The 23,741-nt window shown below is 71.1% G+C and carries 28 protein-coding genes; 17 read left to right on the plus strand and 11 right to left on the minus strand.

What is annotated here, in order from left to right; genetic code table 11:
- Nucleotides 1-173: 173 nt before the first annotated feature.
- The gene (locus KXC43_RS42735; protein WP_221381995.1) at nucleotides 174-1,532 is read right to left on the minus strand and encodes an AbiJ-related protein; all 1,359 of its coding nucleotides are present in this window, start codon (nucleotides 1,530-1,532) and stop codon (nucleotides 174-176) included.
- A 113-nt stretch (nucleotides 1,533-1,645) separates the two neighbouring features.
- On the opposite strand from KXC43_RS42735, the gene KXC43_RS42740 reads away from it, so the two are divergent.
- On the plus strand, nucleotides 1,646-1,876 hold the full coding sequence (locus KXC43_RS42740) for a hypothetical protein (RefSeq protein ID WP_221381996.1): 231 nt from the start codon (nucleotides 1,646-1,648) through the stop codon (nucleotides 1,874-1,876).
- 54 nt (nucleotides 1,877-1,930) lie between these two features.
- Nucleotides 1,931-2,644, plus strand: a complete 714-nt coding sequence (locus tag KXC43_RS42745) for a hypothetical protein (protein WP_221381997.1) — start codon at nucleotides 1,931-1,933, stop codon at nucleotides 2,642-2,644.
- A gap of 27 nt (nucleotides 2,645-2,671) precedes the next feature.
- Here KXC43_RS42745 and KXC43_RS42750 read toward each other — a convergent pair whose 3' ends face one another.
- Both KXC43_RS42750 and hxsC read right to left on the minus strand, forming a co-directional pair.
- Nucleotides 2,672-3,379: a hypothetical protein gene (locus KXC43_RS42750; protein WP_221381998.1), complete on the minus strand. Its 708-nt coding sequence runs from the start codon at nucleotides 3,377-3,379 to the stop codon at nucleotides 2,672-2,674.
- A gap of 553 nt (nucleotides 3,380-3,932) precedes the next feature.
- A complete protein-coding gene (hxsC, locus tag KXC43_RS42755; protein WP_221381999.1) occupies nucleotides 3,933-4,757 on the minus strand; it encodes a His-Xaa-Ser system radical SAM maturase HxsC in 825 nt (274 codons plus the stop codon).
- A gap of 171 nt (nucleotides 4,758-4,928) precedes the next feature.
- Between hxsC and KXC43_RS42760 the strand changes: the two genes are divergently transcribed.
- Nucleotides 4,929-5,138, plus strand: coding sequence for a hypothetical protein (locus tag KXC43_RS42760; RefSeq protein ID WP_221382000.1), 210 nt, complete (start codon nucleotides 4,929-4,931; stop codon nucleotides 5,136-5,138).
- 256 nt (nucleotides 5,139-5,394) lie between these two features.
- On the opposite strand, the gene KXC43_RS53005 is transcribed toward KXC43_RS42760, so the two are convergent.
- The 8 genes from KXC43_RS53005 to KXC43_RS42800 all read right to left on the minus strand — a co-directional run bounded on the left by KXC43_RS53005 (nucleotide 5,395) and on the right by KXC43_RS42800 (nucleotide 11,001).
- Nucleotides 5,395-6,084 (minus strand): TIGR02391 family protein, encoded by a 690-nt coding sequence (locus KXC43_RS53005; RefSeq protein WP_308129519.1) that lies wholly within the window; start codon nucleotides 6,082-6,084, stop codon nucleotides 5,395-5,397.
- Entirely contained in the window at nucleotides 6,081-6,899 is an 819-nt protein-coding gene (locus KXC43_RS42770) for a sugar-binding domain-containing protein (protein ID WP_221382001.1), read from the minus strand. The genes KXC43_RS53005 and KXC43_RS42770 overlap by 4 nt, the downstream gene beginning before the upstream one ends.
- A gap of 77 nt (nucleotides 6,900-6,976) precedes the next feature.
- The gene (locus KXC43_RS42775) at nucleotides 6,977-7,741 is read right to left on the minus strand and encodes a class F sortase (protein WP_255645788.1); all 765 of its coding nucleotides are present in this window, start codon (nucleotides 7,739-7,741) and stop codon (nucleotides 6,977-6,979) included.
- The gene (locus KXC43_RS42780) at nucleotides 7,741-8,226 is read right to left on the minus strand and encodes a hypothetical protein (RefSeq protein WP_221382002.1); all 486 of its coding nucleotides are present in this window, start codon (nucleotides 8,224-8,226) and stop codon (nucleotides 7,741-7,743) included. Before KXC43_RS42780 ends, KXC43_RS42775 begins: the two co-directional genes overlap by 1 nt.
- A 60-nt stretch (nucleotides 8,227-8,286) precedes the next feature.
- Complete coding sequence (locus tag KXC43_RS42785) at nucleotides 8,287-8,493, minus strand: hypothetical protein (protein ID WP_221382003.1); 207 nt, start codon at nucleotides 8,491-8,493, stop codon at nucleotides 8,287-8,289.
- Nucleotides 8,494-8,523: 30 nt separating this feature from the next.
- Entirely contained in the window at nucleotides 8,524-9,660 is a 1,137-nt protein-coding gene (locus KXC43_RS42790) for a hypothetical protein (protein ID WP_221382004.1), read from the minus strand.
- A 31-nt stretch (nucleotides 9,661-9,691) separates the two neighbouring features.
- Complete coding sequence (locus KXC43_RS42795; protein ID WP_221382005.1) at nucleotides 9,692-10,210, minus strand: hypothetical protein; 519 nt, start codon at nucleotides 10,208-10,210, stop codon at nucleotides 9,692-9,694.
- Nucleotides 10,211-10,215: 5 nt separating this feature from the next.
- Nucleotides 10,216-11,001: a tyrosinase family protein gene (locus tag KXC43_RS42800; RefSeq protein ID WP_221382006.1), complete on the minus strand. Its 786-nt coding sequence runs from the start codon at nucleotides 10,999-11,001 to the stop codon at nucleotides 10,216-10,218.
- A 126-nt stretch (nucleotides 11,002-11,127) separates the two neighbouring features.
- Between KXC43_RS42800 and KXC43_RS42805 the strand changes: the two genes are divergently transcribed.
- From KXC43_RS42805 to KXC43_RS42870, 14 genes are read left to right on the plus strand one after another with little or no spacing between them, the layout of a single operon-like run.
- Nucleotides 11,128-11,724: a Pvc16 family protein gene (locus tag KXC43_RS42805; RefSeq protein ID WP_221382007.1), complete on the plus strand. Its 597-nt coding sequence runs from the start codon at nucleotides 11,128-11,130 to the stop codon at nucleotides 11,722-11,724.
- On the plus strand, nucleotides 11,721-12,464 hold the full coding sequence (locus KXC43_RS42810; protein WP_221382008.1) for a hypothetical protein: 744 nt from the start codon (nucleotides 11,721-11,723) through the stop codon (nucleotides 12,462-12,464). Before KXC43_RS42805 ends, KXC43_RS42810 begins: the two co-directional genes overlap by 4 nt.
- A 47-nt stretch (nucleotides 12,465-12,511) precedes the next feature.
- Nucleotides 12,512-14,098: a phage tail sheath family protein gene (locus KXC43_RS42815; protein WP_221382009.1), complete on the plus strand. Its 1,587-nt coding sequence runs from the start codon at nucleotides 12,512-12,514 to the stop codon at nucleotides 14,096-14,098.
- Between the two features lie 19 nt (nucleotides 14,099-14,117).
- A complete protein-coding gene (locus KXC43_RS42820; RefSeq protein WP_221382010.1) occupies nucleotides 14,118-14,555 on the plus strand; it encodes a phage tail protein in 438 nt (145 codons plus the stop codon).
- On the plus strand, nucleotides 14,552-16,075 hold the full coding sequence (locus tag KXC43_RS42825; protein WP_221382011.1) for a phage tail sheath family protein: 1,524 nt from the start codon (nucleotides 14,552-14,554) through the stop codon (nucleotides 16,073-16,075). Before KXC43_RS42820 ends, KXC43_RS42825 begins: the two co-directional genes overlap by 4 nt.
- Nucleotides 16,059-16,499 carry a phage tail protein gene (locus KXC43_RS42830; RefSeq protein WP_221382012.1) on the plus strand — a complete coding sequence of 147 codons (441 nt, stop codon included), beginning with the start codon at nucleotides 16,059-16,061 and terminating at the stop codon, nucleotides 16,497-16,499. Before KXC43_RS42825 ends, KXC43_RS42830 begins: the two co-directional genes overlap by 17 nt.
- A gap of 3 nt (nucleotides 16,500-16,502) precedes the next feature.
- Complete coding sequence (locus KXC43_RS42835) at nucleotides 16,503-16,703, plus strand: hypothetical protein (RefSeq protein WP_221382013.1); 201 nt, start codon at nucleotides 16,503-16,505, stop codon at nucleotides 16,701-16,703.
- A 1-nt stretch (nucleotide 16,704) separates the two neighbouring features.
- Nucleotides 16,705-17,388 carry a CIS tube protein gene (locus tag KXC43_RS42840; protein WP_221382014.1) on the plus strand — a complete coding sequence of 228 codons (684 nt, stop codon included), beginning with the start codon at nucleotides 16,705-16,707 and terminating at the stop codon, nucleotides 17,386-17,388.
- Nucleotides 17,385-18,470 carry a phage late control D family protein gene (locus tag KXC43_RS42845; protein ID WP_221382015.1) on the plus strand — a complete coding sequence of 362 codons (1,086 nt, stop codon included), beginning with the start codon at nucleotides 17,385-17,387 and terminating at the stop codon, nucleotides 18,468-18,470. Before KXC43_RS42840 ends, KXC43_RS42845 begins: the two co-directional genes overlap by 4 nt.
- Nucleotide 18,471: 1 nt before the next feature.
- Complete coding sequence (locus KXC43_RS42850) at nucleotides 18,472-19,044, plus strand: phage baseplate assembly protein V (RefSeq protein WP_221382016.1); 573 nt, start codon at nucleotides 18,472-18,474, stop codon at nucleotides 19,042-19,044.
- A gap of 9 nt (nucleotides 19,045-19,053) precedes the next feature.
- Nucleotides 19,054-19,449, plus strand: coding sequence for a PAAR domain-containing protein (locus tag KXC43_RS42855; protein WP_221382017.1), 396 nt, complete (start codon nucleotides 19,054-19,056; stop codon nucleotides 19,447-19,449).
- Nucleotides 19,450-19,454: 5 nt separating this feature from the next.
- The gene (locus KXC43_RS42860) at nucleotides 19,455-19,868 is read left to right on the plus strand and encodes a GPW/gp25 family protein (RefSeq protein WP_221382018.1); all 414 of its coding nucleotides are present in this window, start codon (nucleotides 19,455-19,457) and stop codon (nucleotides 19,866-19,868) included.
- Nucleotides 19,858-21,765 carry a putative baseplate assembly protein gene (locus tag KXC43_RS42865; protein WP_221382019.1) on the plus strand — a complete coding sequence of 636 codons (1,908 nt, stop codon included), beginning with the start codon at nucleotides 19,858-19,860 and terminating at the stop codon, nucleotides 21,763-21,765. The genes KXC43_RS42860 and KXC43_RS42865 overlap by 11 nt, the downstream gene beginning before the upstream one ends.
- Nucleotides 21,762-23,732 (plus strand): phage tail protein, encoded by a 1,971-nt coding sequence (locus tag KXC43_RS42870; RefSeq protein ID WP_221382020.1) that lies wholly within the window; start codon nucleotides 21,762-21,764, stop codon nucleotides 23,730-23,732. Before KXC43_RS42865 ends, KXC43_RS42870 begins: the two co-directional genes overlap by 4 nt.
- Nucleotides 23,733-23,741: the final 9 nt, after the last annotated feature.

Below are 23,741 nucleotides of genomic sequence, written 5' to 3' on the forward strand. Positions count from 1 at the left end.
TAGGTCGACCGCGATGAGCGCTGAACGGGACTGCTGGCCGGGGTTGCAGATCCGCCGGCGATTAAGAGCCGAGCCAGAAGCCGAGTACCTATCGGGTGGGCGCCGCGCCGAGCTCGGTACGGATCACCCGCTGATGCGCGATGCTGTTGGCCTCCGCCGTTCATCGCCCAGGTTTAGAGGTGGTAGCTGTGGAACAGGTCGGCGAAAAAGGCGGCGAGCATTGGCCTGGCCCGCGCTTTGTCGCTCAGTTCAGCTGCACCGAAGCGAAAGACGTCGTAGCGGGCGAGCCTGAGGTCACGGTCGGCGTGCATGGTCGTGGCGTACACGGTGGGATCGGCGCGCGTGCCGGTCGCATAGTGCTGTTTGCCGTCGACTTCCAGCACGATGCGATGGCCGCGGGGCAGCAGCATGAGAAAGTCCATCCACAGGTTGGCCATCGCTTCGGCGCCGCGTTCTTTGAGCAGCAGCGGGTCCCAGTGCAGCCAGACCTCGGGCAGCAAGGCCGGCAGGTCGTAGACGCGGTCCCCGTGGATCTCGTGGTAGAGCTCGAACAGATGGTGCTGCGGGGGTGAGAAAGCGGGCAGGCTCCGGGTTAGCCGCTGCCACAGAGTCCGTTTCGCCTCGTCTGCGCCGAACCCCCGGGTTTCCTGCCACCAGGCTTCGAGGTCTCGCCAACGCAGTCCGTCGGCTGGAGCGATCCGCCGCTCGTACATGAGGATCCGATCGTCGCGGACGTTTTCGATCTTGTTCTCGAGCAGGTCGCTGATGCGTAAGTCCGGTTTTCCCACCGAGGCGAAGAACAGATTCTTGATGAGACCACTGTGCGCTCGGGTTTGCATCAGATCGAAGACCGGGTAGCCGTCGCGTTCGCCGGTTTCGCTCAGCCGCAGCCCGGCTCGTTCCAGGTGCCGGTTGATCGACTCCGCGATGGTGTGCTGTGCGGGCTCGTCGAGTAGCACGTCCCCGGAAACGAGACCCTCAAGGAACCGGGCGAACCGCTTGTTGAGCGCGTCGAACGCGCCGAGCTTCTCGAACAGGTCCTCTGCCGTCCAGTCGCCCGGGTTGCGCCTCACGTGCTGGTCGATCTGCCCGCCGATACTCGTGTCGTTGGCGAACATTCCGCCGAATGGATCGACGCCCAGGTCCCACAGTTCGCTCAACATCTCCTTGAGGTGCTCGTAGCCGGGCAGGTACAGCTGCAGGTCGAGGTCGCGGGCGATCTCGCGGCGGAGGCGTTTAGGAATGTCGGGGGCTGGTTCGGCGGCCCACAGCGTGTCCTGCAGGGCGTTGCGGAGGTCCGGTCGCTCTCCGCGGTCGAGGATCTGCTGCGCGATCTCCGGAAGCCGGTGGTCGGGCGTGGCCGCGACGCTGGCGGCTGCCGTCTTCGACTTGGTGTCGCCCTCGGGCGGATCGGGCAGACCCACGCTGGCGAGTCCTTCGACAACGTCTTGGACACGACCGCTGTGAGCGATTCTGTCGGCGGCAACTTCGATCAGTCCGCGCAGCTTGTCCAGGTCATAGCTGCTCCCCATCGGACAATCCTGCCAGAGGGAGACGCGACGACCGCCGCACTCCTTTTATCGACGGTATTCGGGGCGGCCAGGCTCGGCGACTCCATCGCCGCCTACTCGCCGCCCGGCTGCCGGTGCTCGCCAGCGCCCTGCACCGAGGACTCGACCGGGCGTTAGCCACCAAGAACGTCCTTCTACCCGACACGGTGCTGCAGAAGCCGTCCAGGTCGCTCCTCTATCGGACCATCGAGAAATGGCGGCTCGCGACCCGATTCGACGACCTCGTCCGCGACCTGAGCCGGGCGCTGTGGCGGCTGGCCGACCCCGAGACTTGGGACCTGCGAGTTCGTGTAGGTAGCCCCTAGATCACGGCTGGTAGCCTCGCCTGCAGACTGGGCCGAGATCGACCGGGGAATCGAATGAGCTGGTGGGAGCTATACCGGGCTTTCAAGCCGGACGACATCGACCTCGTGTCTTCGAGAAACACACCCGGCTCGTTCCGTGGGTATTTTCTGGGCGACAACGGGATCTTGGGACAAGCCGAGTTTTCGAAGGTCGATCTGCGCAAAGTGCTAGCAATCGGAGCGCCTATTCTCCTTGCAACAGGCTTCATTGGCGGGGTCGCTGCCGCCCCTCGTATAAGACGCTGGTGGGGCGACGAAGCGCTTCCCGCCGCCCGGACGGGGTGGAAGTGGATCACGCGCCAGGATCAGGTTGCTGCTCCTGGCGTTCCGACTGCGGCCGCTGAGGCCTTTTGCCGGGAGGTTGACGTCGCGCTGGAAGGCAGTCGAGCCAGCATCAGCAGCGCGGAATCTCAGCAGTATCTCCTCGAGATTCTGATGGCGGCGGCGATCATCGCCGACAGGATGCGGACCCTGTCCAACGCGGACGTCGAAGACGACGCCAGTCTTCCCGAACTGAAGATCGCGATGCAGAAGCTCACCGCTCGCGAAGTCACAAACACCATTAACCAGATGCTCACGGCAGAGGTCTCGATCCTCGACAACGAGACCTCTGAGCTATTCGCCAAGATCTTCGGTGGTGGTCATGTCGTGGACGGCGAGTATGTGCCGCTGACGAACGACAAGATCAAGGATGTGTTGAGCCTCGATTCCCCGAGGGACGACTCCTAGATCCTGGTCACGGCAGGTAGGTGGCCCCTATCCGGGCTCACGCCAGACGGTCTTGGCGTAACGCTGGGCGGGCTTGGCGGCGAGGCCGAACATCGCGGCGATGTGCAGCGGGTCACCGTTGGCGGCTCGCGCTTCCTCCAGAATGCGATCTTCGCGGAGTTGGGCCGCGGTGGCGGGCAGGCCGTCGAATAGGCTGGTGAGCCAGTAGGTGCTGACCGGTCCGCGTTCGTGGGCCGTGCGGCGCGTCAGCAGGAGATGCTGGTTTCCGGTGTCTGGCCAGCGCTGATGCCGGTAGTTCAGGTAGGCGGCCAGCGCTGCGGCGGTGAACGGGTCCAGGCACCGTCGAGCGGTTCCCAGGTCAATGCGCTTGTCAGGTAGATCGATCTGTTCGAGCGTCAGGGTGCGGACTTGATGTGGGCATAAGGCATGGACGCCGACGAGCGCCACCACGGTCTGCAGGTTTGGGGCATTCTTGGCCGCGTCGCCGATGGCTTGTAGCGCTTCGCCGGTCAACGCGGCCGGGGTGCTCGGGTTGGCGCTGCCGATGTGAATCCGTGTAAGTGGATTGGCGAGTACCCGGCGCTGGGCCTTGAGGACGCCGAACAGGTCGCGCAAGGCGTGAGCGTCGGAGGTCCGGTGTTTGCGGTCGTCGAGCGCTTTGAGCCTCGGGCGAACAACAAGCAGAACCGAGGACTGGTCTACCTCTTCAAGCTCGATCGCGAGTACCTCGTTCACGCGACAGCGACCGCAGACAATGGAAACTTGCACACCACATGCACTGTCACTCCTCTAGGCTCACCCGATGGCGAGTGGAAGGTCTGGGTAGAGGATTGGACCCCGGATCGTAAGGAATCTGCCTGGCGAAAGCTACGGCTCGACTTCTGGCCGCCGCAGGCAGACGAGGGCCGCGCACAGCCATGGTGGTGCCGCTGCGGACGACCGAACTATCCCGGCGAGGGAACGGCACATTGGGACGTCAGTCTTAATGTAGTGCCGAGGCTTCCTCCGAGGGTGATTGCATTGCGCTAACAGCTTCCGGCCATCAGTGGGGATCAGGCGCCGGCACATCCGCTCGTATCGCTGGTTTCAGCTCTCAGGGCCCTAACCGCTGCGGGTGGCGTTACCGTCGGATTCGCTTGGGCACCGTATGACCTCCTACGGGGACAGGCCGGAGAACCGCTACTGGTTGGGCCGGTTCCAGTACCTCTGCCAGCGCATGGCATCGAACGATGCATCGAGGTTCACCGGCTCGCTGATGCAGTAGACGGCGCGGCGGACCGGCCCGAGGTCATCGGGTAGATCCCGCGTGGTTGCATGAGCGGCTGTACGAGCCGGTGGTGCCGATCGACCAGCAGGTCCTCGTCGGCTGGCTCGCTTCAATTCGACTGCGCAGCCAGCGGCTTAATGTGCTCGCTGCGGCGGTCCCGGGAAGAGACGAAGAACCCCCACATTCGGAACGCAACCCGCAGGGTTCACAGGCGGGTAGGTACTCGTTCTTCCAGTCGCTGATCGAGCGCACCGCCAGCGGACGGACCTGCCGCTCCAGCACGCAGAGCGGGTGGTTGTAGATCTGGGTGCGCACCCGAGCGTGCCGCAGCAGCAGCGCCGCCTCGGCCAGCTCGGCGCGATAGTCGTACGGGTCGACCCAGACATCGTCCAGGTTGGCCTGGGCCAAGCCAGTGACCTCCAGGCCCATCAGCGCCACCTTCTCGACGAACGGCAAGTTGCGCGCAACGAACTCAGCGATCTCGATAATTGCCGGCGCGGTGTGCTTCTGCAGGACCACGCGGATCTCGATGCGCTGGCCCCGCTCGCCGAGCCGCAGGATCCCGGTGACCGTCTCGTCGAAGGCTCCGTCGGCCTGGACTACGAAGTCGTGGCGGCCGGGCTCCGGGCCGAACAACGGGATCCCGACCATCAGCCGGGGATTGCCGACCGCGGCATAGCGCTCAGCGAATGCGGCGTCGGCGAAGCGCCGGCCGTTGGACAGCATGTGCACCGCGGTGTCGGGCAGACGCGAGCGGATCAGGGCAAGCAGCTCGAGGAGCCCGTCGCCGTATAGGGTCGGCTCGCCGCCGGTGAGCCCGAGCTGCGAGGTGCTGGCCGGCAGCATGCGGACCAGCTCGCCCGCCCGGACCAGCGCATCCCGGCCAATCCGCCTCCGCGGAAGCCGAAGCCGACCCAGGCGCCTCCCCGGCCGTCAGTGTCGCTGACCGCACCCGGTAAGCCGCGTACCACCCCGGCTATCAGAATCGCCGAACGGCCGCCGCACGGCATCGGCCCCGTGCTGATCGAACGCCTCGCTGCCGCCGGCTTCCACACGTACGCCGACTACACCGGCCACCGAATACATCGACAGGGCACCCGAGACACGGTGCGTCTGATCCGATCGGACGGCTCGGCCGTACAGGTGGCCGGGATCGGTCCCGACAAAGCCATCGCCCTGGACGTCTGGCTCTCGTCCATCCGCCAGGACCGCCCGGGACGCGCCTGAAGCGGCGGCCGCGCACCGAGAGTGCTCGGCGTCAAGCAGGTGAGCGCCGCCACGACCGACCAGAGCGCCAACAACCCGCCGACGACGCACCAAGCTGACCCGCCCGGTCAAATGGCCGCGCCGAGCCACCATTGTTGGAGAACGGCAGGGGCAGAGCCAATCTGACCGGAGGCGCACCGCGCTGCTTCGAGGGGAGCAGACCAGGGTGATCAGCGCGGGTGACCGACGGGAGCGCCACCGATGGAATGTTCTGACGTTATATGGTGGGAATTACTCGGGTGCCATCGAGGCGGCGGTGCACGAACGACAGCATGGAGAACAGGTCGAGGGCGTCCGCTTCGGTCAGATTCCAGAGTCCGGTCGCGCGGGTGGTGTGCGCCGGCGGATTGCGGAATGTGCCGAAGATGCCTTTGATGAGATTAACGAAGCCGTTTTGCTCGCTGGTGTCGGAGACACTTTGGTACCCGTTGATATGCATGAGTGTCGTACCGATCCTGGGCAGAAGACAGGCCTCGACGAGGGCGTTGCCGTCGGTGTTGAGGCCGCACATCTGGCGTAGTCGCTGTGCTACTCCTTTGGTGGCCTCGAAGACGGCGTGGAACAGCGACTGACGGATGAGTTCTTCGTCGCAGTAGCGGATGACTGCGGGGTGTACTCCTCGGCGGTTCAGTTCGTAGCGGAGGCGGCCGGCGGTCGTCGTCGGTTCCTTGTTCGTCGGTGGACAGTGGCGCGGCTTCCCATATGGGAGCCGTGCGGTCGGTGTGCGGGAGGGCTCGCGGGTCGATGCCTCGGCGTCGTAGCGCCGCCCAGACCGGGCGTAGGGCGGCTTCGGGGTCGGTGAGGTAGCCGCTGTGTTTGATCCGGATGAATTGCCAGCCGGCGCGTTCGAGTTCGCGGTCGCGCTGGAGCCGTTCCCGTATGTGTTAGGGGGTGGTGGGCCGGTCAGGGGTTACGCATTCGACCGCGAGGCGGCCGTTGTCGCCGATGATGACGAGGTCGATGGTGGAGCCGCTGATCGGGTATTGGGCTCTGACGGCGTAGTTGCTCTTCGTCTACGGCGACCTTGGCCGGATTCTTGATCAGCGCGGTCAGGGTGGCGTCGCCGGTCATCGTGGTCACGGCGCGGCCGCTCGCGTCGAGCAGCGTCCCCTTGGTCTGCGCCCCGCCGGTCTTCTGGACGGCGACGCGCAGGTTCGCATCGCAATAGTCGGCGTCCAGATCGGTGGTGATATAAGCGTCTTGCAGCCGCTCCTCGTTCGTCCGGTAGAGCCACACGTCGCGGAAGATGCCGGAGTAGCGCCACTGGTCGACGTCCTCGATGTAGGCGCCGCTGCCCCACCGGTGCACCTGCACGGCGATCGTGTTGCGGCCGGGCTTCAGCCGCTCGGTGATGTCGGACTCGGCCGGGGTGTAGCCGCCCTGGTCGTAGCCGGTGTAGCCGCCGTTGACCCAGACCAGGTAGTTGCTCGTCACGCCTTCGAAGCGCAGGAACACCCGGCCGCCGGACCAGCTCGCGGGCAGGTCGAAGGTTTTTACGTACGCGCCGGTGGGGTTGACGTCGCGCGGCACCTTCGGCGGGTCGTCCGGGGCGATGTCGGACGGGATGTTGCGGAACATCGGATGGTCGATGAAGTCCGGCTGCCACGTGTGCGGCACGCTCGCGGTGGGCCAGCCCGCCGTCGCGGCCCCGCCCGCACGGAAGGCGACCGGCACGCCGCCCGGCTTGTCGAAGATCTTCAGTTGCCAAGAGAACCACGACACCGGGGCGCCCCTCCGTCAATTTCGAAGACAATCGATTTCCGTATGGGGTGTCAACAGCGGGACGCAAGATGATCGGATCAGGGATGCCACAGCTCGCCGAAGACGATGACATTGCCGCGGTAACGGTGGCGCTCGCGATCGAAATGGCCGCCGCAGGTGACCAGGCGGAGAACCGGACGGTCGGCGGGGCCGTAGACGGCGTTCGTCGGGAACTCGTCCTTGGGCACGGTGACCACCCGGCTGACGGCGAACCTGACCACCTCGCCGTCGGCCCGGCGGACCGCGATCGCATCGCCGGGCAGCAGCTCCCGCAGGCCGAAGAACACGGCCGGGCCGTCGCCGGCCGAGTCCACATGCCCGAGGATCACCGCCGAGCCGGTCTCCCCCGGGCTGGCCAGCGGCCGGTACCAGGCGGCGGGCGCGTCGTCGGACAGCGGCGGCACTTCAACCGTGCCGTCGGGCCGGCGACCGACGGCCGTCAGCGCGGTCTCGACACCAATGGCCGGGATGCTCAGATGAACCGGCGCCGACCGTGGCCACGCGGTCCGCGCCGGCCGGGCGGGGCGGGACGGCCTTTCGGGCCGCACCCGACTGGGCGCGGGCACCGCCGTGCCCGGTGGCCGCGCGTCTGGCCGCCACATCTCGGGTCGCCGCACGTCCGGCCGCCACGCCTCCGGTTGCCGTGCCTCGGGTTGCCGCGCATCCGACGGCCGCGCCTCCGACTGCCGCGCGTCCGGTCGCCGCACCTCCGCCGCGGCGGGGCGCAGGGCGGCGACCACCATGACGGCGCCGCCGAGGGCCAGCACCGCGGCCGTGAGCCTGCGGGCGGTGCCGGGCCGCATCAGCGGGCGCGGCGGCGAACCGGCAGCAGCACGAGCACCAACGCCGCGAGCAGGGCGGCTGCTCCGGCCGCGAGCAGGGCGACGGACGGCGACCCGGCCGCGGTGCTGCCGCCACCCAGCTCCGGCGCCCCGCTGGGGATCGGCGCCACGCTGGTCGACTCGCTCGGCTGCGGGTTGCCGGACGGCGGGTTGTCCGACGGAGGCTGGGTGTCCGGAGGCGGGCTGTCGGGCGGGACAACCGGCGGGGACACCGTGGTCGGGGGCACCGTCGTCGGGGGCACCGTCGTCGGCGGGGCGACCTGACTCGTCGTGATGGACGGGGTTGGTGTTCCGCCCGCGTCGTCCGGCGTGTCCGACGGCTGGCAGAAGGCGAACAGCAACAAGGCCAGAAGGATGATCAGCACCGCCAGCACGATGACGACGATCCGTCGCCGCGGGTTGGACGAGGACGGTGGAGGCGCTGACGAGGTGGGACCGTACGACAAAAGAACCTCCTTGTTCCGCCGCTGTCGGCTACGCGTTGTCGACGAGCCGCGCCGCCCCCATCAGCGGGCCGAATCCTGGAGCAGGACCTCGGCGGTGTCACGGATCATCCGGCAGGTGTCGTCCGGGTCGGCCGCGACCAGCCGCCGTTCCTGGGTGCGGTTACGCACGTCCGGGTTGATCAGCACGCTGATGAGCAACCGGCCGCGCTCGACCCGCATCGTGACCACGCACACCGCCGTACGCGATATGTCGCTTGCCCGATCCATCTCGTGCCCTCCGCAGGTCGCCGGTGGCGGTCAGCTCGCCGTCTTCTTCTCCAGCAGCGTCGCGGTGGCCAAGGTCTCGGACACGACGTTCTTGCGGAGCCAGTCGCAGCGGTCCTGGCGGGCCTTCTCCTTGCATTCCTCGTATTTCTTGTCCCCGACCAGCTCGACGAGCTTGCGCCGGCCCTCCAGCGAGCAGATCAGCCCGCGGCACAGGCAGTTCTGGAACTCGTTCTGATCAGCGAACCGGCCGGTGATCCGTACGCGCGCCCATTCGGCCTCCCGGGCCTGGACGTACCAGCGTTTCGGGTCCTTGACCTCGGCCTTCATCGCGGTAGTCAGGTCGTCGATCAGCTTCTGCACCGCCTGGACGTTGTCGCCCAGCGCCTTCGGCTCGTTGACCAGCACGTCGTCGAAGTACTTCTCGACCTTCTCGACCCGGGCCCGCAGGTCGGCGATGCGGTCGGTGGTCCAGTCGCCGCCGAAACCGCAGTCGTCGGGCACGCCGCAGCCGCTGTCGTCCGGGCATTCGGCGATGCAGTCCATGACCTGCCCGAACGCGTCGTCGAGCCGCTTCGTGACGTCGGTGTTGAGGTGGATCTGGCAGAGCAGCTCGGCGATGACCTCCTTCTGCTTCTCGGCGGCGGCCTCGGCGGTGACGCGGGCGACGTCGTACAACCCGCGCGTGGTGTCGAACGCGGTCTGCCGCCTGGCCCGGGCCTCGGCGCTGGCCTTCCACTCCTCGGCCCGGGCGGCGTCGGCCTGCGCCTGGCATGTGATGTCGTCGATCGCCTCGGTGTCGCAGTCCGACGACGGCGGGCACTTCTTCGCCGGCGGGGTCGGATCCGGAGTCGGAGTGGGGGTGGGGGTCGGAGTCGGCTCGGGGTAGCCGGGGGCCGACGGGGGCGCGGGGTAACCCGGTGCCGGATCCGGGGTCGGGGTGGGGCCCGGAGCTGGATATCCGGGTGTCGGATCCGGGGTCGGGGTGGGGCCCGGCGACGGGTATCCGGGCGTCGGATCCGGTGTCGGGGCCGGATACTTCGGGTCGGGCGGGCCGTAGCTCTGGCCCTGGGCCCGCGATGTGGGAGCCGGGGTCGGCGCGGACTGCGGCTCATACCGGCGCGGCCCGCTGCCGTAACGCGGATCAGGGGCGGAGGACGAGCTGGTCATCGGTCCTTCTCTCTGTGAATCGGTCGGCGAGTCATCCGTCGGCCAGGTCCGGTGGGGTGCGGTATGTCTGCAGGTCGACGCTCTGGAACCGAAACAGCTCCGGATCCGGCGCCCGGTCCGCACGTCGCGGCGGCCGCCCGATCGGCAGCAGGGTCACCGTGGTGAGTCCCGCGCCGGCGCCGAGCAGGCGGCGCAGCGGCTCGGTGACGGTCAGGAACGTGGTCAGCGGCGTGAGCTGGTGCGGCGGGCGCAGGTCGGTCGGGTCGAGGCTAAGCTCGGGCACGTCGCAGTGGCCGAGGTCGCCGAAGCAGCCGCCGTGGCCGAACACGTGGATCCGGCCCGCGTACCCGGCCGCCGGCTCGCGCGGGGTGTCCATCGCGACGTCGACCCGGTTGAGGAAGACCCGGACCTCGTACGAGGAACCGGCGTGGTCGACCCCCGCGAAGACCAGGTCGGCGCGGGTGAAGCTGTCGCCGGCCCCGGCATAGGCGAGCGCGACGATCCGGGCCGTGCCGGCGTCGTTCAGGGTGGTTTCGTCGTAGGCGGTCACGGCGCTCACCCGGCCGTCTCGACGGCGTAGCCGTAGCCCAGGGCGGCCAGGTCGAGCGTCTGCGCCACGGTCATCGGAAACGGCGGCAACGCCCGGCCGAGCAGGGCCGGGGGCGGCGGTTTGCCGTACCGGCCGATCTGCCACAGGTACCAGACCCGGTCGATCATCGCGTGGTGCGCCCAGAACAGCGGGTCATACGCGGCCACCGAGATCAGCGTCATCGCCCCGCCCACCCACACGTGCACGTTGGAGTGGATGCCCTCGAGCAGCAGCGACAGGTCGGTGAAGGTCGGCGCGACCAGGGCCCGCCGGATCGTGTCGGCGCGAGGCAGCTCGTCCGGCGGGTCCGGGTCCCGCAGGGTCCACGGCGGGTCGCCGTCGCTGAGCGCGCCCGCGTTGCGCGGGTCGGCCCGGAACCGGCCCAGGTCGTCCGGGCTCAACGGGACCGGCCCGGTCGCCAGCGGGTTGCGGTTCGACCAGGCCGCGGTCCGCCGGAATAGGGCCGGCACCCCCTCGGCGTGGGACCGGTCCGTCGTCCAGTCCCACCAAACCAGGTTGGCCGACGGCTCCAGGTCCCGCAGCGCCCGCTCGAAGTAGTACAGGTACGCCCGGTGCCAGGGCAGGAACAGCTGGGAGTCGTGCGCGCACCAGCTCGGCAGCGGCAACCCGTGCAGCCCGGCGAAGTACGCGTGCCCGCGTTCGTCGCGGATGCCGTACGCCCGGGCGAACGCCGAGCGCAGCGCGGCCGCCTCGGCGCCGCCGAGCGTTCCGGCTTCCTTACGCAGACCCATGAGCGTCCCTCCGCGGATCGGACGGACAGCAGCGTGCCCGGCCGCGCGTCGCATCGGCGTCACCTTCGTGGCCGTCTCACGGCCGTGTGACGAGGGCGTGACGGGCCGCGCGGACAGTCGTCAGCCATGAGCAGTTACCGGGTCTTGGCGGTCGCGAGCGAAGGCTTGCGCCGTCTGCTGTGGACGTCGATCGCCGCCGACCCGATCACCCGGCCGCTGGTGGCCACCGAGGACGCGATCGTGTTCCTGAACCCGGCCGAGACGGCGCAGGACTCGGCGCGCCGGATGTCGTTGTGGCTCTACCACGTGAGCGAGGACGAGCACCTGAAGAACGCCGCGCCGGTCCGCCGGGCCGACGGCTCGGTGCAGATGACGCCGCTCGCGCTGGACCTCTACTACCTGCTCACCCCGTTCGCGGCCTCCGGCGAGGCGAACCACCTGTTGCTCGGCAAGGCGATGCAGACGTTTCACGACACCGGGACCGCGCGGATCACCGACGGCAACCCGGACGGCGTCAACGAGCAGCTGCGGATCACCCTGTTCCGGCGGTCGCTGGACGAGATCTCCCAGGTGTGGCAGGCGCTGCGGGAGCCGTACCGGCTGAGCGTCTGTTATCAGGTGAAGGTCACCCGGCTCGACTCGGCCCGCACCGAGACGGCCGTGCCGGTGGTCGAGGTGGGCGGGGCCTGGACGCCCGATCCGGGCCTGGTGGCGGCGCGATGACGGCGGGACCGGCCGCCGCCGACCGCCGCGTGCACCGTCCGGCGGCGGTGTTCGACGTCCGCGACGTCTACCGCGAGCGGCAGAACGCCGACGGGGTGGCCGCGGTCCCGGCCGGTCCGGTCCGGTTCGCCGTACGGGCCGTGGTCGCCCCGTCTGGCCGGATCGAACCGGTGGGCTGGGAGCTGCGCACGGGGCGCACCCGGTCGGGTTTTGCCACCTTCGCCGACCAGATCGTCGACGCCGGGCCGCCCCTCGTGATCCGGCGGCTGCCCCGCTCGACCGGCGTGGTCGAGGTCCGGGCCACCTGTCCCGGGTTCCAGGCGGCCGTGGTGAGCTTCGTGCCCGGCCAGGGGCAGCCCACCCGGGTCGACCTGACGCCGGGCATCGGCTATCCGTTCGAGCGGATCACCGTACGCCCCGGCCGCTCCGGACCGTCCCTGCTGCGCGGCGCCGTGCTCGATCCCGACGGGCGCGGCCTGGCCGGGCTGACCGTCACCGTCGACAGCGCGCTCTACACATACCGCACCGAAGACGACGGCGCCTGGGTCAACGTGCTGCCCGACCCGCTGCCCGCCCCGCACGTCGCCGTCACCGTCGCCGTCCCGGCCGGCCGCACCGGGCAACTGGACCCGGCGTCCGGGCCGGGCTGGCAACCGGCCGGACGCGACTTCACAGTGACCGTCGCCGTCGTCGAGGGCGGCGCCGTCCCCGTTCCCGAACTCCGGCTGCGGATCGTCTGAGGAGGCCGCCGCGATGACCCTGCCCGTACGACCACTTTGGAGCGCTCATGCCTGAATACCTCGCCCCCGGCGTCTACACCGAGGAGATCGCCACCGGCCCGGTGCCGATCGAGGGCGTCAGCACCAGCACCGCGGGCATGGCCGGGCTGACCGACCGCGGCCCGGAGACGGTCCGGCTGATCACCAGCGCCCGGGAGTTCACCCGCTGGTTCGGCAACCCGGTCGGTCCCGACGTGTCCTACCTCTCGTATGCGGTGCAGGGCTTCTTCGACAACGGTGGCCGTCGGCTGTTCGTGACCCGGGTGACCCGTTCGGACGCGGTGCTGTCGAGTCTCGTCCTGCCCGGCGAGGGCGCGGGTCTGGCGCTGATCGCGATCGGCCCCGGCAACCTCAACAACCGCCTGTTCGCCCGGGTGATCGAGGCGAGCCGGCGCGACGCGGCCGATCCGACCCGGGCCGACTCGACCCGGTTCCGGCTCCAGCTCGTCGTCTACGCCGCGGCGCAGCAGACCGTCGACCCGTTCGCCACGCCGGACCCGACCCGGCCCCGGCCGCCGGACCCGGATCTGGTGGAGGACTTCGACGACCTGTCGGCCGACCCGGCCTCCCCCGACTACGTGCTGACCGCCTTGCAGAACTCGTGCCTGGTCGCCGCGACCGTCGCGCCCGGCCGCCCGGCTCGAGGGGGCTGGACGGCCTTCGACGGCGGCGCGGACGGCGTCGCGCCGCTGACGCTGGCCGAGTTCCGGGGCGCCGAGACCCCGCCGCGGGGCATCGACGGGCTGGGCCAGATCGACGAGATCTCGCTGCTCTGCATGCCGGACGAGGTGAACGGTGCGATCGACGGCGGGGTCCGCGACGGCATCCGCACCGCGCTGGTGACGCAGTGCGAGGAGCTGCGCGACCGGTTCGCCGTGCTCCAGGTGGACGGCCGGCAGGGCGACGCGAGCCGGATTAGTCCGCCGCTGACCACCTCGTACGCGGCCATCTACTACCCATGGCTGCGGGTGCTCGACCCGAGCGGCACCGACACCCTGCTCGTCCCGCCGGGCGGGCACATCACCGGCATCTACGCCGGGACCGACATCGCCCGGGGTGTGCACAAGGCCCCGGCCAACGTCGACATCCGTGGCATCGTGCTACGGGATCTGCCCGGCGACCGCAAGCCGCTCGAGTTCATCGTCAACAAGCGCCAGCAGGACATCCTGAACCCCCGGGGAATCAACGTGTGCCGCGACTTCCGGGGTGACCGCCGCGGCATCCGGGTCTGGGGCGCGCGGACGCTGTCGGCCGACGCCCAGTGGAAGTACGTGAACGTCCGGCGGCTGTTCATCTTCGTCGAGGAGTCGGTCGACGAAGGCGTGCAGTGGGTGGTGTTCGAGCCCAACAACGAGGCCACGTGGGACCGGGTCCGGCGCAGCATCGCCAACTTCCTGACCAGCGTGTGGCGCAGCGGGGCGCTGATGGGCACCCGCCCCGAGGAGGCGTTCTTCGTGCGCTGCGACCGCACCACCATGAGCCAGCAGGAGATCGACACCGGGCAGCTCGTCTGCTACATCGGCCTGGCCGCGGTCCGGCCGGCCGAGTTCGTCATCCTGCGCTACAGCCACAAGACCTCCGAGACGGTCGCTTGAGCACGCAAAGGAGCGCATCATGCCCGCAACCGGTGACCGCGACGACCCGTACTCCGCCTTCAACTTCATCGTCGAGATCGACGGCGTCATCGTCGGCGGTTTCGCCGAGGCCGGCGGCCTGACCGCCGAGCAGGAGATCATCGAGTACCGCAACGGCAACGAGGACATCACCGTCCGCAAGCTGCCCGGCAAGGCGAAATACACCAACATCACGCTCAAGCGCGGCTACACCCAGTCCCGCGAGCTGTGGGAGTGGCGCAAGCTCGTCATCACCGGCCGGACCCAGCGCAAGTCCGGGACCATCCAGCTGCTCGACGAGGCCAGGCAGCCCGCGCTGCAGTGGACCTTCCGCGAGGGCTGGCCGTCCAAGTGGGAGGGCCCGGCGCTGAACGCGAAGAACAACGACGTCGCCATCGAGTCGCTCGAGATCGCCCACGAGGGGATCGTGCTCGAATGACCGCGCCCGGCGGGTCGTCACCACTGCTGCGGGGCCGGGCCACCGGCCGCGCGCCGGTCGGGCCGGTGCTCACCGCGCCCTGGGTGGCCGTGGAGTGGGCGGGCCCGCTGTTCCGCCCCGCGCTGGGCGCCGGGGGCGACATCGCCGGGTTCGTCGGCGCGGCCGTCCGGGGGCCGGTGGGCCGCCCGCAACGGCTGGCCGCGGCGGCCGAGTTCGACGCGCTGTTCGGCCCGCCGCCGCCCGGTGGCCGGCTGACGCACGCGGTGCACGGCTTCTTCGGCAACGGCGGCCGCACCTGCTGGGTGGTCCGCACCGCGCGGGACTCCCGGTCGGCCACCGCGACCACGACGGACGGCCCGCGGATCAGGTTCACCGCCCGCAGCCCGGGCCGCTGGGCCGACGGTCTGACGGTCACGCTGCGGCCGACCGGCGGGCCACGCTTCACCCTGTCGCTGGCCGCCGCCGACGGCCGGACCGAGGTGTGGCGCGACCAGACCGTGGGCACGCTGCCGGAGCGTTTCGGGGCCGAGGCCTCGTCGGCGGTCACCGTGTCGGCGCTGGTGTCGGCCGAGGTGCTCGAGGGGGCGGACCGGCCGCCGGTGGCGTTCCGGGTCACGCTCGGCGGCGGGGACGACGGCACGGTCACGACGGCCGGTCTGGTCGCCGGGGCCGGGCTGTTCGACGACATCGAGGAGATCGGGCTGGTCGCCCTGCCCGACCTGGTCGACCCCGACCCGGACGCGGTCGCCGACGCGCAGGCCGCGCTGACTGCCGCCTGCGAGGCCCGCGGCGACCGGATCGCTTTGCTGCACCACCCGGACCCGGACGCCGACGTCGACGCCGTCACCGCGTGGCGCGACCGGTTCCACTCCCCCTTCGCCGCGCTGCACTGGCCGTGGCTGCGGATCCCCGACCCGGCCCGATCGGGCGAGGTGATCGCGGTCCCGCCGTGCGGCCACGTGGCCGGGGTGATCGCCCGCTGCGACCTTGCCGTCGGGCCGTGGAAACCGCCGGCCAACGAGATCGTGGCCGGGGTGGTCGGGCTGACCGTGCCGGTCGACGACGACCGCCACGGGCGGGTCAACGCGGCGAGCGTCAACGCGATCCGCGCGATGCCCGGCCGCGGCATCCGGGTCATGGGCGACCGCACCACCAGCCGGGAGGCCCGCTGGCGCTACCTGCACGCGCGCCGGCTGGTCAGCGCGGTCGAGCGCGCGCTGGCGGCCGAGGCCGCGTGGCTGGTGTTCGAGCCGGACGCGGAGGCGCTGCGCACCGACCTGGACCGGCTGATCCGGCAGTACCTGGACGATCTGTGGCGCGCCGGCGGCCTGGCCGGCGCGACCGCCGCCGAGGCGTACGAGGTGACCATCGACCCGGCCGGCGCGGACGAGGGCCGGCTGGTCGCCACGATCGGGCTGCGGCCCCCGGCGCCGGCCGAGTTCGTGGTGATCCGGATCGACCTGGCCGGGGCGGACACGCGGACCGGCGGGGACGGAGGCGACCGTGGCCGAGACCGGTAGCCGGGCCGACCCGTTCGTCGCGTTCCGGTTCGAGGTGCGCATCGACGACCTGCCGGTGGGCGGGTTCTCCGACTGCGGCGGGCTGACGGCCGAGACCGAGTTCCTCGACTTCGCCGAGGGCGGCCTCAACGAGTTCGTGCACAAGCTCCCGGGCCGCAGCCGACAGCAGAATCTGGTCCTCAAGCGTGGCATCGTCGACCGGTCGCTCTGGGACTGGCACGCCGACCTGGTGCACGGCCTGGTCCGGTTCCGCAGCGGCACCGTGCTCGTGCACGACGCCTCCGGCGCCCGGGCCGACTTGCGGTTCGAGTTCCGGCGGGCCCTGCCGGTGAAGTGGACCGGTCCCGAGCTGTCGGCCGCCGGCAACGCGGTCGCCGTGGAGACCCTGGAACTGGCCCACCACGGCCTGGATCGGCGGGACTGAGCCATGCCCCTGCACATCGGTTCGATCAACGCCGACGTCACCGTGTACGACGGCGACCTGCCGCTGAGCGAACGTCAGCTGCGCCAGCTGGCCGAGGCCGTGCTGCGGGTGCTGGCCGCCCGCGAGCGCGACCAGAGGCGCAGCCGCGCGGCCACCACCATTCGGCCCGGCGCTTTGTGCTCCACCGACTGTGGGGGTGAGTGACGTGGCGCTGACGCACGCGCTGGTCGAGATCCTCGACGCCGAGGCCGTCGATCCCGCCCGCGGCCTGCTCCGGGTCATCCCGGTCGAGTTCAACCCGGCCGAATACACGCTGACCAAGGGCGCCCAGATCGCCGAGATCGCCATTCCCGGCCTGGACGCCCCGGTGCTCCAGTTCATCCGCGGCCAGTCCGAGACGCTCAAGCTGGAGCTTTTCTTCGACACCACCGCGGCCGGGCTCGGGGCCACCGCGGCCGACGTCCGCACGCTGACCAACAGCTTTTACCAGCTCGTGAAGATCCAGCCCAAGACGCACGCCCCGCCGCGGATCCGGCTCACCTGGGGCGCCGGACTGTCGTTCAAGGCGATCGTCGAGTCCGTCGACCAGAAGTTCACGCTGTTCTCCCCGGCCGGCCTGCCCCTGCGGGCCACCTTGACCGTCGCGCTGCGCGAATACAAGACGCTGGAGGAGCAGCTCGCCGAGCTGAACCTGCAGTCGCCGGATCACACCAAGACGCGCGCGGTGGCCGAGGGCGAGACGTTCGCGCTGATCGCCGCGGCCGAGTACGGCGACCCGCGGCTCTGGCGCCGGATCGCCGACGCCAACCCGGCCGTCGAGGACCCGATGGCCCCGCCGGTGGGCTTCCCGCTGGTGGTGCCGAGCGTGCCGGCGGGCGGTGCGGGATGACCGCCCCGATCGTCACGTCGATCGCCACCAAGGGCGACTTCTACGTGCCCGCGTTCGAGTTGCGGATGCGGGGCCGGCCCGCCGCCCCGGACGTGATCCGCGACGTGATCTCGGTTTCGTACAAGGACAGCCTGACCGATGTCGACAACTTCGACGTGGTCATCAACAACTGGGACGCGGCGAACCGGTCGTTCAAGTACGCCGACGACACCCGGTTCGACCCGGGCACCGAGATCGAGCTGTGGATGGGCTATCGCGGCGGCCACGGGCTGGAAAAGATGATCACCGGTGAGATCACCTCGCTACGGCCGTCGTTCCCGTCCGCCGGTCAGCCGACGCTGACCGTCAGCGGGCTCAACCTGCTGCACCGGCTGCGCAAGGAAGAGCGGTCGGAGACGTACCTCGACCGGACGGACTCGGAGATCGCCGAGGCGGTCGGGCGGCGGCTCGGGATCGAGGTCGACACCAAGCCGCAGCGGGAGCCGCGGCACGCCTATCTGTTGCAGAACAACGCGTACGACATTGTGTTCCTGTTGCAACGGGCGCGGGCCAACGGGTACGACCTGTTCGTCACCCAGAACGACCATCTGTTCTTCGGCCCGTCGACCGAGGTTCCCCGGCCCACGTACGAGCTGGTCTACGGCGGCTCCCTGATCGAGTTCCAGCCCGAGCTGACCACCGCCCACCAGGTCGGCGAGGTGGTCGTCCGCGGGTGGGACCCGATCCGCAAGCAGAAGATCGAATACAAGGCGAAACCGGGGGAGCTGGCCACCGACGTCCTGGGCGCGCGCAAGTCGTACGAGCAGCGCAAGGAGATCGTCGCCGACCGCGTCGTGGAGAGCCCGGCCGAGGCCAAGCGGCTCGCCGTCGAGATCCTCCAGCGCATCGCCAAGGGCCTGGTCACCGCGACCGGCTCGACCGTCGGCCTGCCCAGGCTGCGGGCCGGCGGCGTCATCGAGGTCGGCGGGCTGGGCCGGCGGTTCACCGGCCGGTATTTCGTCACCGACACCACGCACGCGATCGGCGACGGCGGCTACACCACCCAGTTCGGCTGCCGGCGCGAAGAGGTCAAGGGGAACTGACATGGCGGAGCACTCGATGGTGGTGGCGGTGGTCGAGGACCTGGACGACCCGGAGAAGCTGGGCCGGGTCCGGGTCAAGCTGCCGCACCTGGACGACAAGCTGTCCAACTGGGCGCGCGTCGTGTCGGCCGGGGCGGGCAAGTGCCGCGGCGCGTTCTTCCGGCCCGAGCGCGGCGACGAGGTGGTGGTCGGGTTCGAGAAGGACGACCCGCGCCGGCCGTACGTGCTGGGCGGGGTCTGGAGCGTGCCCGACCCGCCCCCGCCGGACCAGAACGCGACCGACAACAACCTGCGCCAGATCGTCACGCGCAGCGGACACGTCCTGCGGTTCGACGACACCGATCGGGCCGAACGCATCGAGCTGATCGCGGCCGGCGGCAAACAGCAGGTGGTGCTCGACCCGGCCAACGGGCGGATCGAGGTGACCGCCACCGACGGCGACGTGATCGTCGACGCGGCCGGGGACGTCACCGTCAAGAGCGGCGGCGACCTGCGCGTGACCGCGACCGGCGACATCCGGATCGAGGCGAGCGGCCGGCTCACGCTGCGCGGCTCGTCCGTGGACATCAACTAGGAGGCCGTCATGGGCTTGCCCGCCGCGAAGCAGGGCGACCGGGTGGTGGCGACCGACCTGCACATCATCCAGCCGCCCGGCGCGCCGCCACCACCACCGACACCAGTCCCGCACGCGTTCAGCGGCCCGCTCACCGAGGGTCTGAGCACCACCGTACGGATCGAGGGCCGCGCGGCCGCCACCACCGGCTCGGTCGCCACCAACACCCCGCCGCACGTCCCTTCGGGCGGCACGTTCGTCAACCCGCCGGACAACCGGGGCACGATCACCGCCGGCAGCTCGACGGTCCGGATCAACGGCAAGGCCGCCGCCCGGTCCGGCGACGCCGCACGCACCTGCGCCGATCCGGCGCCCAACCCGGCCGCCCGGGTCGTCGCGTCCGGCACGGTCCGGATCGGCGGGTGACCGGTATGACGTCCCCCGAATTCCTGGGTCGTGGCTGGGCGTTCCCGATCGACGGCCCGCCCCGCTACGCCGAGGGCGCGGAGAAGATCGCGATGAGCATTCGGCTGATCCTGAGCACGGCCAAGGGCGAACGGCCCATGCGGCCCGGTTTCGGCGCGGGCATCCACGACCAAGTGTTCGCGGCCGACAGCGCGGCCCTGCGCGGCGTGCTGGCGGCCGACGTCCGTGACGCGCTGACCCGCTGGGAGCCGCGCGTGGACGTGCTCGTCGTCGACGTGGAGGCGGCGGACACCGACCCGAGCCGGCTGCTGATCTCGATCTCGTGCCGGATCAGGGCCAACAACGCGGCGCTCAACATCGTTTACCCGTACGTCCTGAACGAGGGTGTCGGCCTGGGTGGTGGCGACCGTGTCCGCTGACCCGCCCGACCTGGACGACCGCACTTTCGACGAGATCCGCGAGGAGCTGCTGCGGCGGATCCCCCGGTACGCCCCGGAGTGGACCGACTGGAACGACTCCGACCCTGGCGTGACGCTGATCGAGCTGTTCGCCTGGCTGACCGAGACGATCGGGTACCGACTCAACCGCACCCCCGAGCGCAGCCTGCTCACGTTCCTAGACGTGCTGGGCATCGCGCCGGAGGCGGCCGCGCCGGCCACCGCGGATCTGACGTTCATCGTCCGCGACGGCGAGACCCGGCCGATCCTGGTCCCGGCGGGCGCCCGGGTCGACTCGTCGGCGTCCACCGATGACGGCCCGGTGGTGTTCGAGACCGGCGAGGCGGTCGAGCTGATCCCGTTACGGCTGCGCAGTCTCCAGGTGGCCGGGCCGTCGGGCTTCCACGTGATCGCGAGCGACGAGGCGGCGTACGGGGAATTCCGGCCCTTTGGTTTCACCCCGGCCCGCGGCAACGCGCTCTATCTCGGCTTCGGCCCGGCCGAGGGACCGGTCGGCTTCCCCGAGCAGATCGCGCTGCTGGTCGACCCGAAACCCGGCCGGGACACGCCGGCGACCGGGGTCCGCACGCAGTGGGAGTTCCGTTCCAGCGCCGTCGATCCCCGTTGGACGCCGCTCGCGCTGTACGACGACGGCTCGCGGGGCTTCACCCGGCGGGGCTACCTGCGTATCGACGGGCCGCCGGCCAGCGCCGCTGTGGCCGGGATCGGTCACGAGGAGCGCCCGATGCACTGGATCCGCTGCCGGCTCGACGCCGGCAATTATCCGGCCGGGATGGAGCCGGTGGTCGAGCTGATCCGGTACAACACCGTGCCCGCGCAGAGCCTGACGACGGTGACCGCCGAACGCGCCGGGATCAGCGACGGCAGCACCTCCCAGGTGATCCGGCTGCGGAACCGCCCGGTGCTGCCGGACCCGGGCTCGGTCACGGTCGACGTCGTGCCGGCCAACGCCGACGGTCCCGGGCCGGACACCCTCTGGACCGTGGTGCGGAGCCTGGCGACGTCCGGGCGGCAGGACCGGCACCTGGAGCTGGACGCAGCGCGCGGCGAGCTGCGCTTCGGCGACGGGCGCACCGGCCAGGTCCCGATCGCCGGGTTCGAGGTGCTGGTCAGCTACCGGTACGGCGGCACCGCGCTGGCCAACGTCCCGGCCAGCGGCATCACCGGCTTGCAGACCGCGCCGCCCGGCGTCGAATCGGTCACCAACCTGCGGGCCGCCACCGGCGGGCGCGACGAGGAGACCGCCGACGATCTGCGCCGCAACGCCGGCTCGCGGCTGCGCACCCGGGAACGGGCGGTCACCGCGGCCGACTACCGGGAGCTGGCCCGCAAGGTGGGCGGCGTGGCCGACGCGGTCGCGATCGGGCAGCGGCACCCGGACTACCCGGGCACCCCGATCCCCGGCTGCGTCCTGGTGGCCGTGCTGGTCCGCGCGGACGACCGCCCGCCGGTGGCCTCGCCCGAGCTGCTGGACGCCGTCCGCGCCGCGCTGGACCCGGTGCGCCCGATCGGGACCGAGCTGAACGTGCGCGGCGCGCGGTTCGTCGAGGTGACGGTCACGGTGGTGGTCGAGGCCGACCCGTACGCCGCCACCGGCGCGGTGAAGGCCGAGATCCTCGAGCGGATCAACCGGGCGCTCACCCCGGACGGCGCCAACTTCGGGCGGCCGTTTTTCCCCACCTCGCTGTTCGGCGTCATCCAGCAGACCGCCGGGGTGGTCGGCGTACGGTCCCTGCAGGTCGACATCCCGGGCCGGTCCGGCCTGGACCTCTCGGCGGCCGTTGAGATCGATCCCGACCAGCTCGTGGCGCCCGGCCGCGAGCACGACGTGACGATCCGGCCCGGCGGCGCGCGATGAGCGCGGCGATCGTGGTGCCCGGCTCCCGCTGGTACGGCCGCGGCTGGCTGCCCTGGCCGACCGGCACGGCGAACGACGTCGTGGTGGCCGGCGGCGGGCTGGCGTTGCCGGAACTGCCCGGCGGAGCGCCGCCGGAGGGCTTCCTGGCGGCCGGGCCCGGGCGTTTGTGGCTGCTGGACCGGCCCCACGTGCGGCTGCGCCGGTTCGACGCGGTCGGCGGGCGGTTCCGCACCGAGCCGGGCTGGGGCGCGGACGGCTGGGACGACCGGCGGTTCGGGCCGCGCGCCACGATCGCCGCGGCCGGCGACGACCTGGCCGTGGCCGACCCGGACTCCCACCGCGTGGTCGTGCTGAACGCCCGGACCCGTACGGTCCGGCTCCGCTTCGACCTGGGCCACCGGCGCCCGCGGGCGGTCGCGGCAGCCGGCAACGTGCTGCTCCTGCTGGACGATCGCGGCGTCGCGTACGCCGGATTCCGCTCGCTCGGGCGGCCGCCGGCGGCCCTGGGCACCGAATGGCGACGGATCGCCGCCGACACCGAGGGCCGCGTCTGCCTCCTCGCCGAGGACGGGACGGTCGTCCGGCACACCGGCGGCACGTGGGAGGCCGCCGACGACGCCGTGTTCCCGGACCCGGTGGTGCCGGTCGACCACGCCGGCCGGTTCCGCGTCCCGGCCCGCTTCCGGCTCGCCGGGGCCGACGCCTCCACCCGGTACGACGCCACCGGCCACGAAAGTCCCGTCGACCCTGGCGAGCCGCCCGGCCCGCCCCGCCACCCCGCCTCCGGCCTCTGGACCAGCGCCCCGGTGGACAGCCGGATCCTGGGCTGCCGGTGGCACCGGCTCACGGCCGCCGGCCCGGTGCCGCCGGGCTGCTCGATCGTCCTGCGCACATACGCCGACGACCTCGGCGCCGACGTGCCCCGGGACGGCTGGAGCCGCCCGCACGTCATCACCGGGCCGGCCCAACCCCGCACCGACGCCGACTCGGCGGTCGACGCCGACTACGCGGTGCTCGCCGGGCGCGGCCGGTATCTGCGGATCCAGATCGAGCTGACCGGCGACGGCTGGGCCACCCCGGTGCTGGGCAGCCTGCTGGTCGAGCCGGAGACGCCGTCGCTGGACCAATTCCTGCCGGCCATCTACCGCGCGGAGGAGCAGACCACCGGCTTCCTGCACCGGTTCCTGGCCCTGTTCGGCGCCGAGCTGGACGCGCTCGAGCAGCGGATCCGGACGCTGCCGACCCGGTTCTCCCCCACCTCGGCGCCGGACCGGCTGCTGGACGAGCTGGCCGCCGAACTGGGCGTGCCCCTGGAACGCGGCGGGACCGCGGCTCAGCGCCGGGCCATGCTGGCCGCCGTCCCGCGCGCCTACTCGCGGCGCGGCACCCCGGCCGCGATCCGCACCCTGCTGCGCACCCACCTGGAGGCCGCGCTCGGCCGGACGCTGCCAGAGGGCATCCCGGCCCTCGTCGAGGGTTTCCGGGAGCGCCCGTCGGCCACCCTCGGGCACACCCGACTGCCCGCCGGGCCCGGCCTGTGGAGCGACTCGGTGGTGGACCGGCCTCGCCTCGGCAACCCCGGCCGTCACGACCGGATCACCCTCGTCTCGGTGGGCGACGCGATCACCGACCGGTTCCGGGTGCACGCTCACCGGTTCCGGGTTGTCGTGCCGCGCCCGCTGCTGGCCGACGCCGAGGCCCGCGAGCGGTTCGAACGCCTCGTCGAGGCCGAGAAGCCGGCGCACGTCGGGCACGAGCTCACCCTGATCGACCCGCGCGCCGTCGTCGGCGTGCAGGGGGTGCTCGGGGTCGACACGTACCTGGGTGACCGGCCGCCCGCCCGCCTGGCCGCGCCCGGCGATCCCGGACCGCCGCTCGGCGCCGGGCTGCGCCTGGACACCGGCCGCTCCCGCCCGCCGGCCGTCGGACGCGGCGCCCGCGCCGGCGGGCACACGGTCCTGATCTGAACTGCGAAG

This window comes from Paractinoplanes polyasparticus (assembly GCF_019710575.1).
In the GTDB taxonomy this organism is placed as follows: Bacteria; Actinomycetota; Actinomycetes; order Mycobacteriales; family Micromonosporaceae; genus Actinoplanes; species Actinoplanes polyasparticus.

Coding starts and splice junctions, on each gene's coding strand:
- KXC43_RS42775 (WP_255645788.1), bottom strand. CDS start 7,741: ATGCGGCCCGGCACCGCCCGCAGGCTCACGGCCGCGGTGCTGGCCCTC.
- KXC43_RS42845 (WP_221382015.1), top strand. CDS start 17,385: ATGACCGCCCCGATCGTCACGTCGATCGCCACCAAGGGCGACTTCTAC.
- KXC43_RS42820 (WP_221382010.1), top strand. CDS start 14,118: ATGCCCGCAACCGGTGACCGCGACGACCCGTACTCCGCCTTCAACTTC.
- KXC43_RS42835 (WP_221382013.1), top strand. CDS start 16,503: ATGCCCCTGCACATCGGTTCGATCAACGCCGACGTCACCGTGTACGAC.
- KXC43_RS42860 (WP_221382018.1), top strand. CDS start 19,455: ATGACGTCCCCCGAATTCCTGGGTCGTGGCTGGGCGTTCCCGATCGAC.
- KXC43_RS42785 (WP_221382003.1), bottom strand. CDS start 8,493: ATGGATCGGGCAAGCGACATATCGCGTACGGCGGTGTGCGTGGTCACG.
- KXC43_RS42825 (WP_221382011.1), top strand. CDS start 14,552: ATGACCGCGCCCGGCGGGTCGTCACCACTGCTGCGGGGCCGGGCCACC.
- KXC43_RS42810 (WP_221382008.1), top strand. CDS start 11,721: ATGACGGCGGGACCGGCCGCCGCCGACCGCCGCGTGCACCGTCCGGCG.
- hxsC (WP_221381999.1), bottom strand. CDS start 4,757: ATGCTGCCGGCCAGCACCTCGCAGCTCGGGCTCACCGGCGGCGAGCCG.
- KXC43_RS42870 (WP_221382020.1), top strand. CDS start 21,762: ATGAGCGCGGCGATCGTGGTGCCCGGCTCCCGCTGGTACGGCCGCGGC.
- KXC43_RS42800 (WP_221382006.1), bottom strand. CDS start 11,001: ATGGGTCTGCGTAAGGAAGCCGGAACGCTCGGCGGCGCCGAGGCGGCC.
- KXC43_RS42735 (WP_221381995.1), bottom strand. CDS start 1,532: ATGGGGAGCAGCTATGACCTGGACAAGCTGCGCGGACTGATCGAAGTT.
- KXC43_RS42850 (WP_221382016.1), top strand. CDS start 18,472: ATGGCGGAGCACTCGATGGTGGTGGCGGTGGTCGAGGACCTGGACGAC.
- KXC43_RS42805 (WP_221382007.1), top strand. CDS start 11,128: ATGAGCAGTTACCGGGTCTTGGCGGTCGCGAGCGAAGGCTTGCGCCGT.
- KXC43_RS42855 (WP_221382017.1), top strand. CDS start 19,054: ATGGGCTTGCCCGCCGCGAAGCAGGGCGACCGGGTGGTGGCGACCGAC.
- KXC43_RS42815 (WP_221382009.1), top strand. CDS start 12,512: ATGCCTGAATACCTCGCCCCCGGCGTCTACACCGAGGAGATCGCCACC.
- KXC43_RS42790 (WP_221382004.1), bottom strand. CDS start 9,660: ATGACCAGCTCGTCCTCCGCCCCTGATCCGCGTTACGGCAGCGGGCCG.
- KXC43_RS42745 (WP_221381997.1), top strand. CDS start 1,931: ATGAGCTGGTGGGAGCTATACCGGGCTTTCAAGCCGGACGACATCGAC.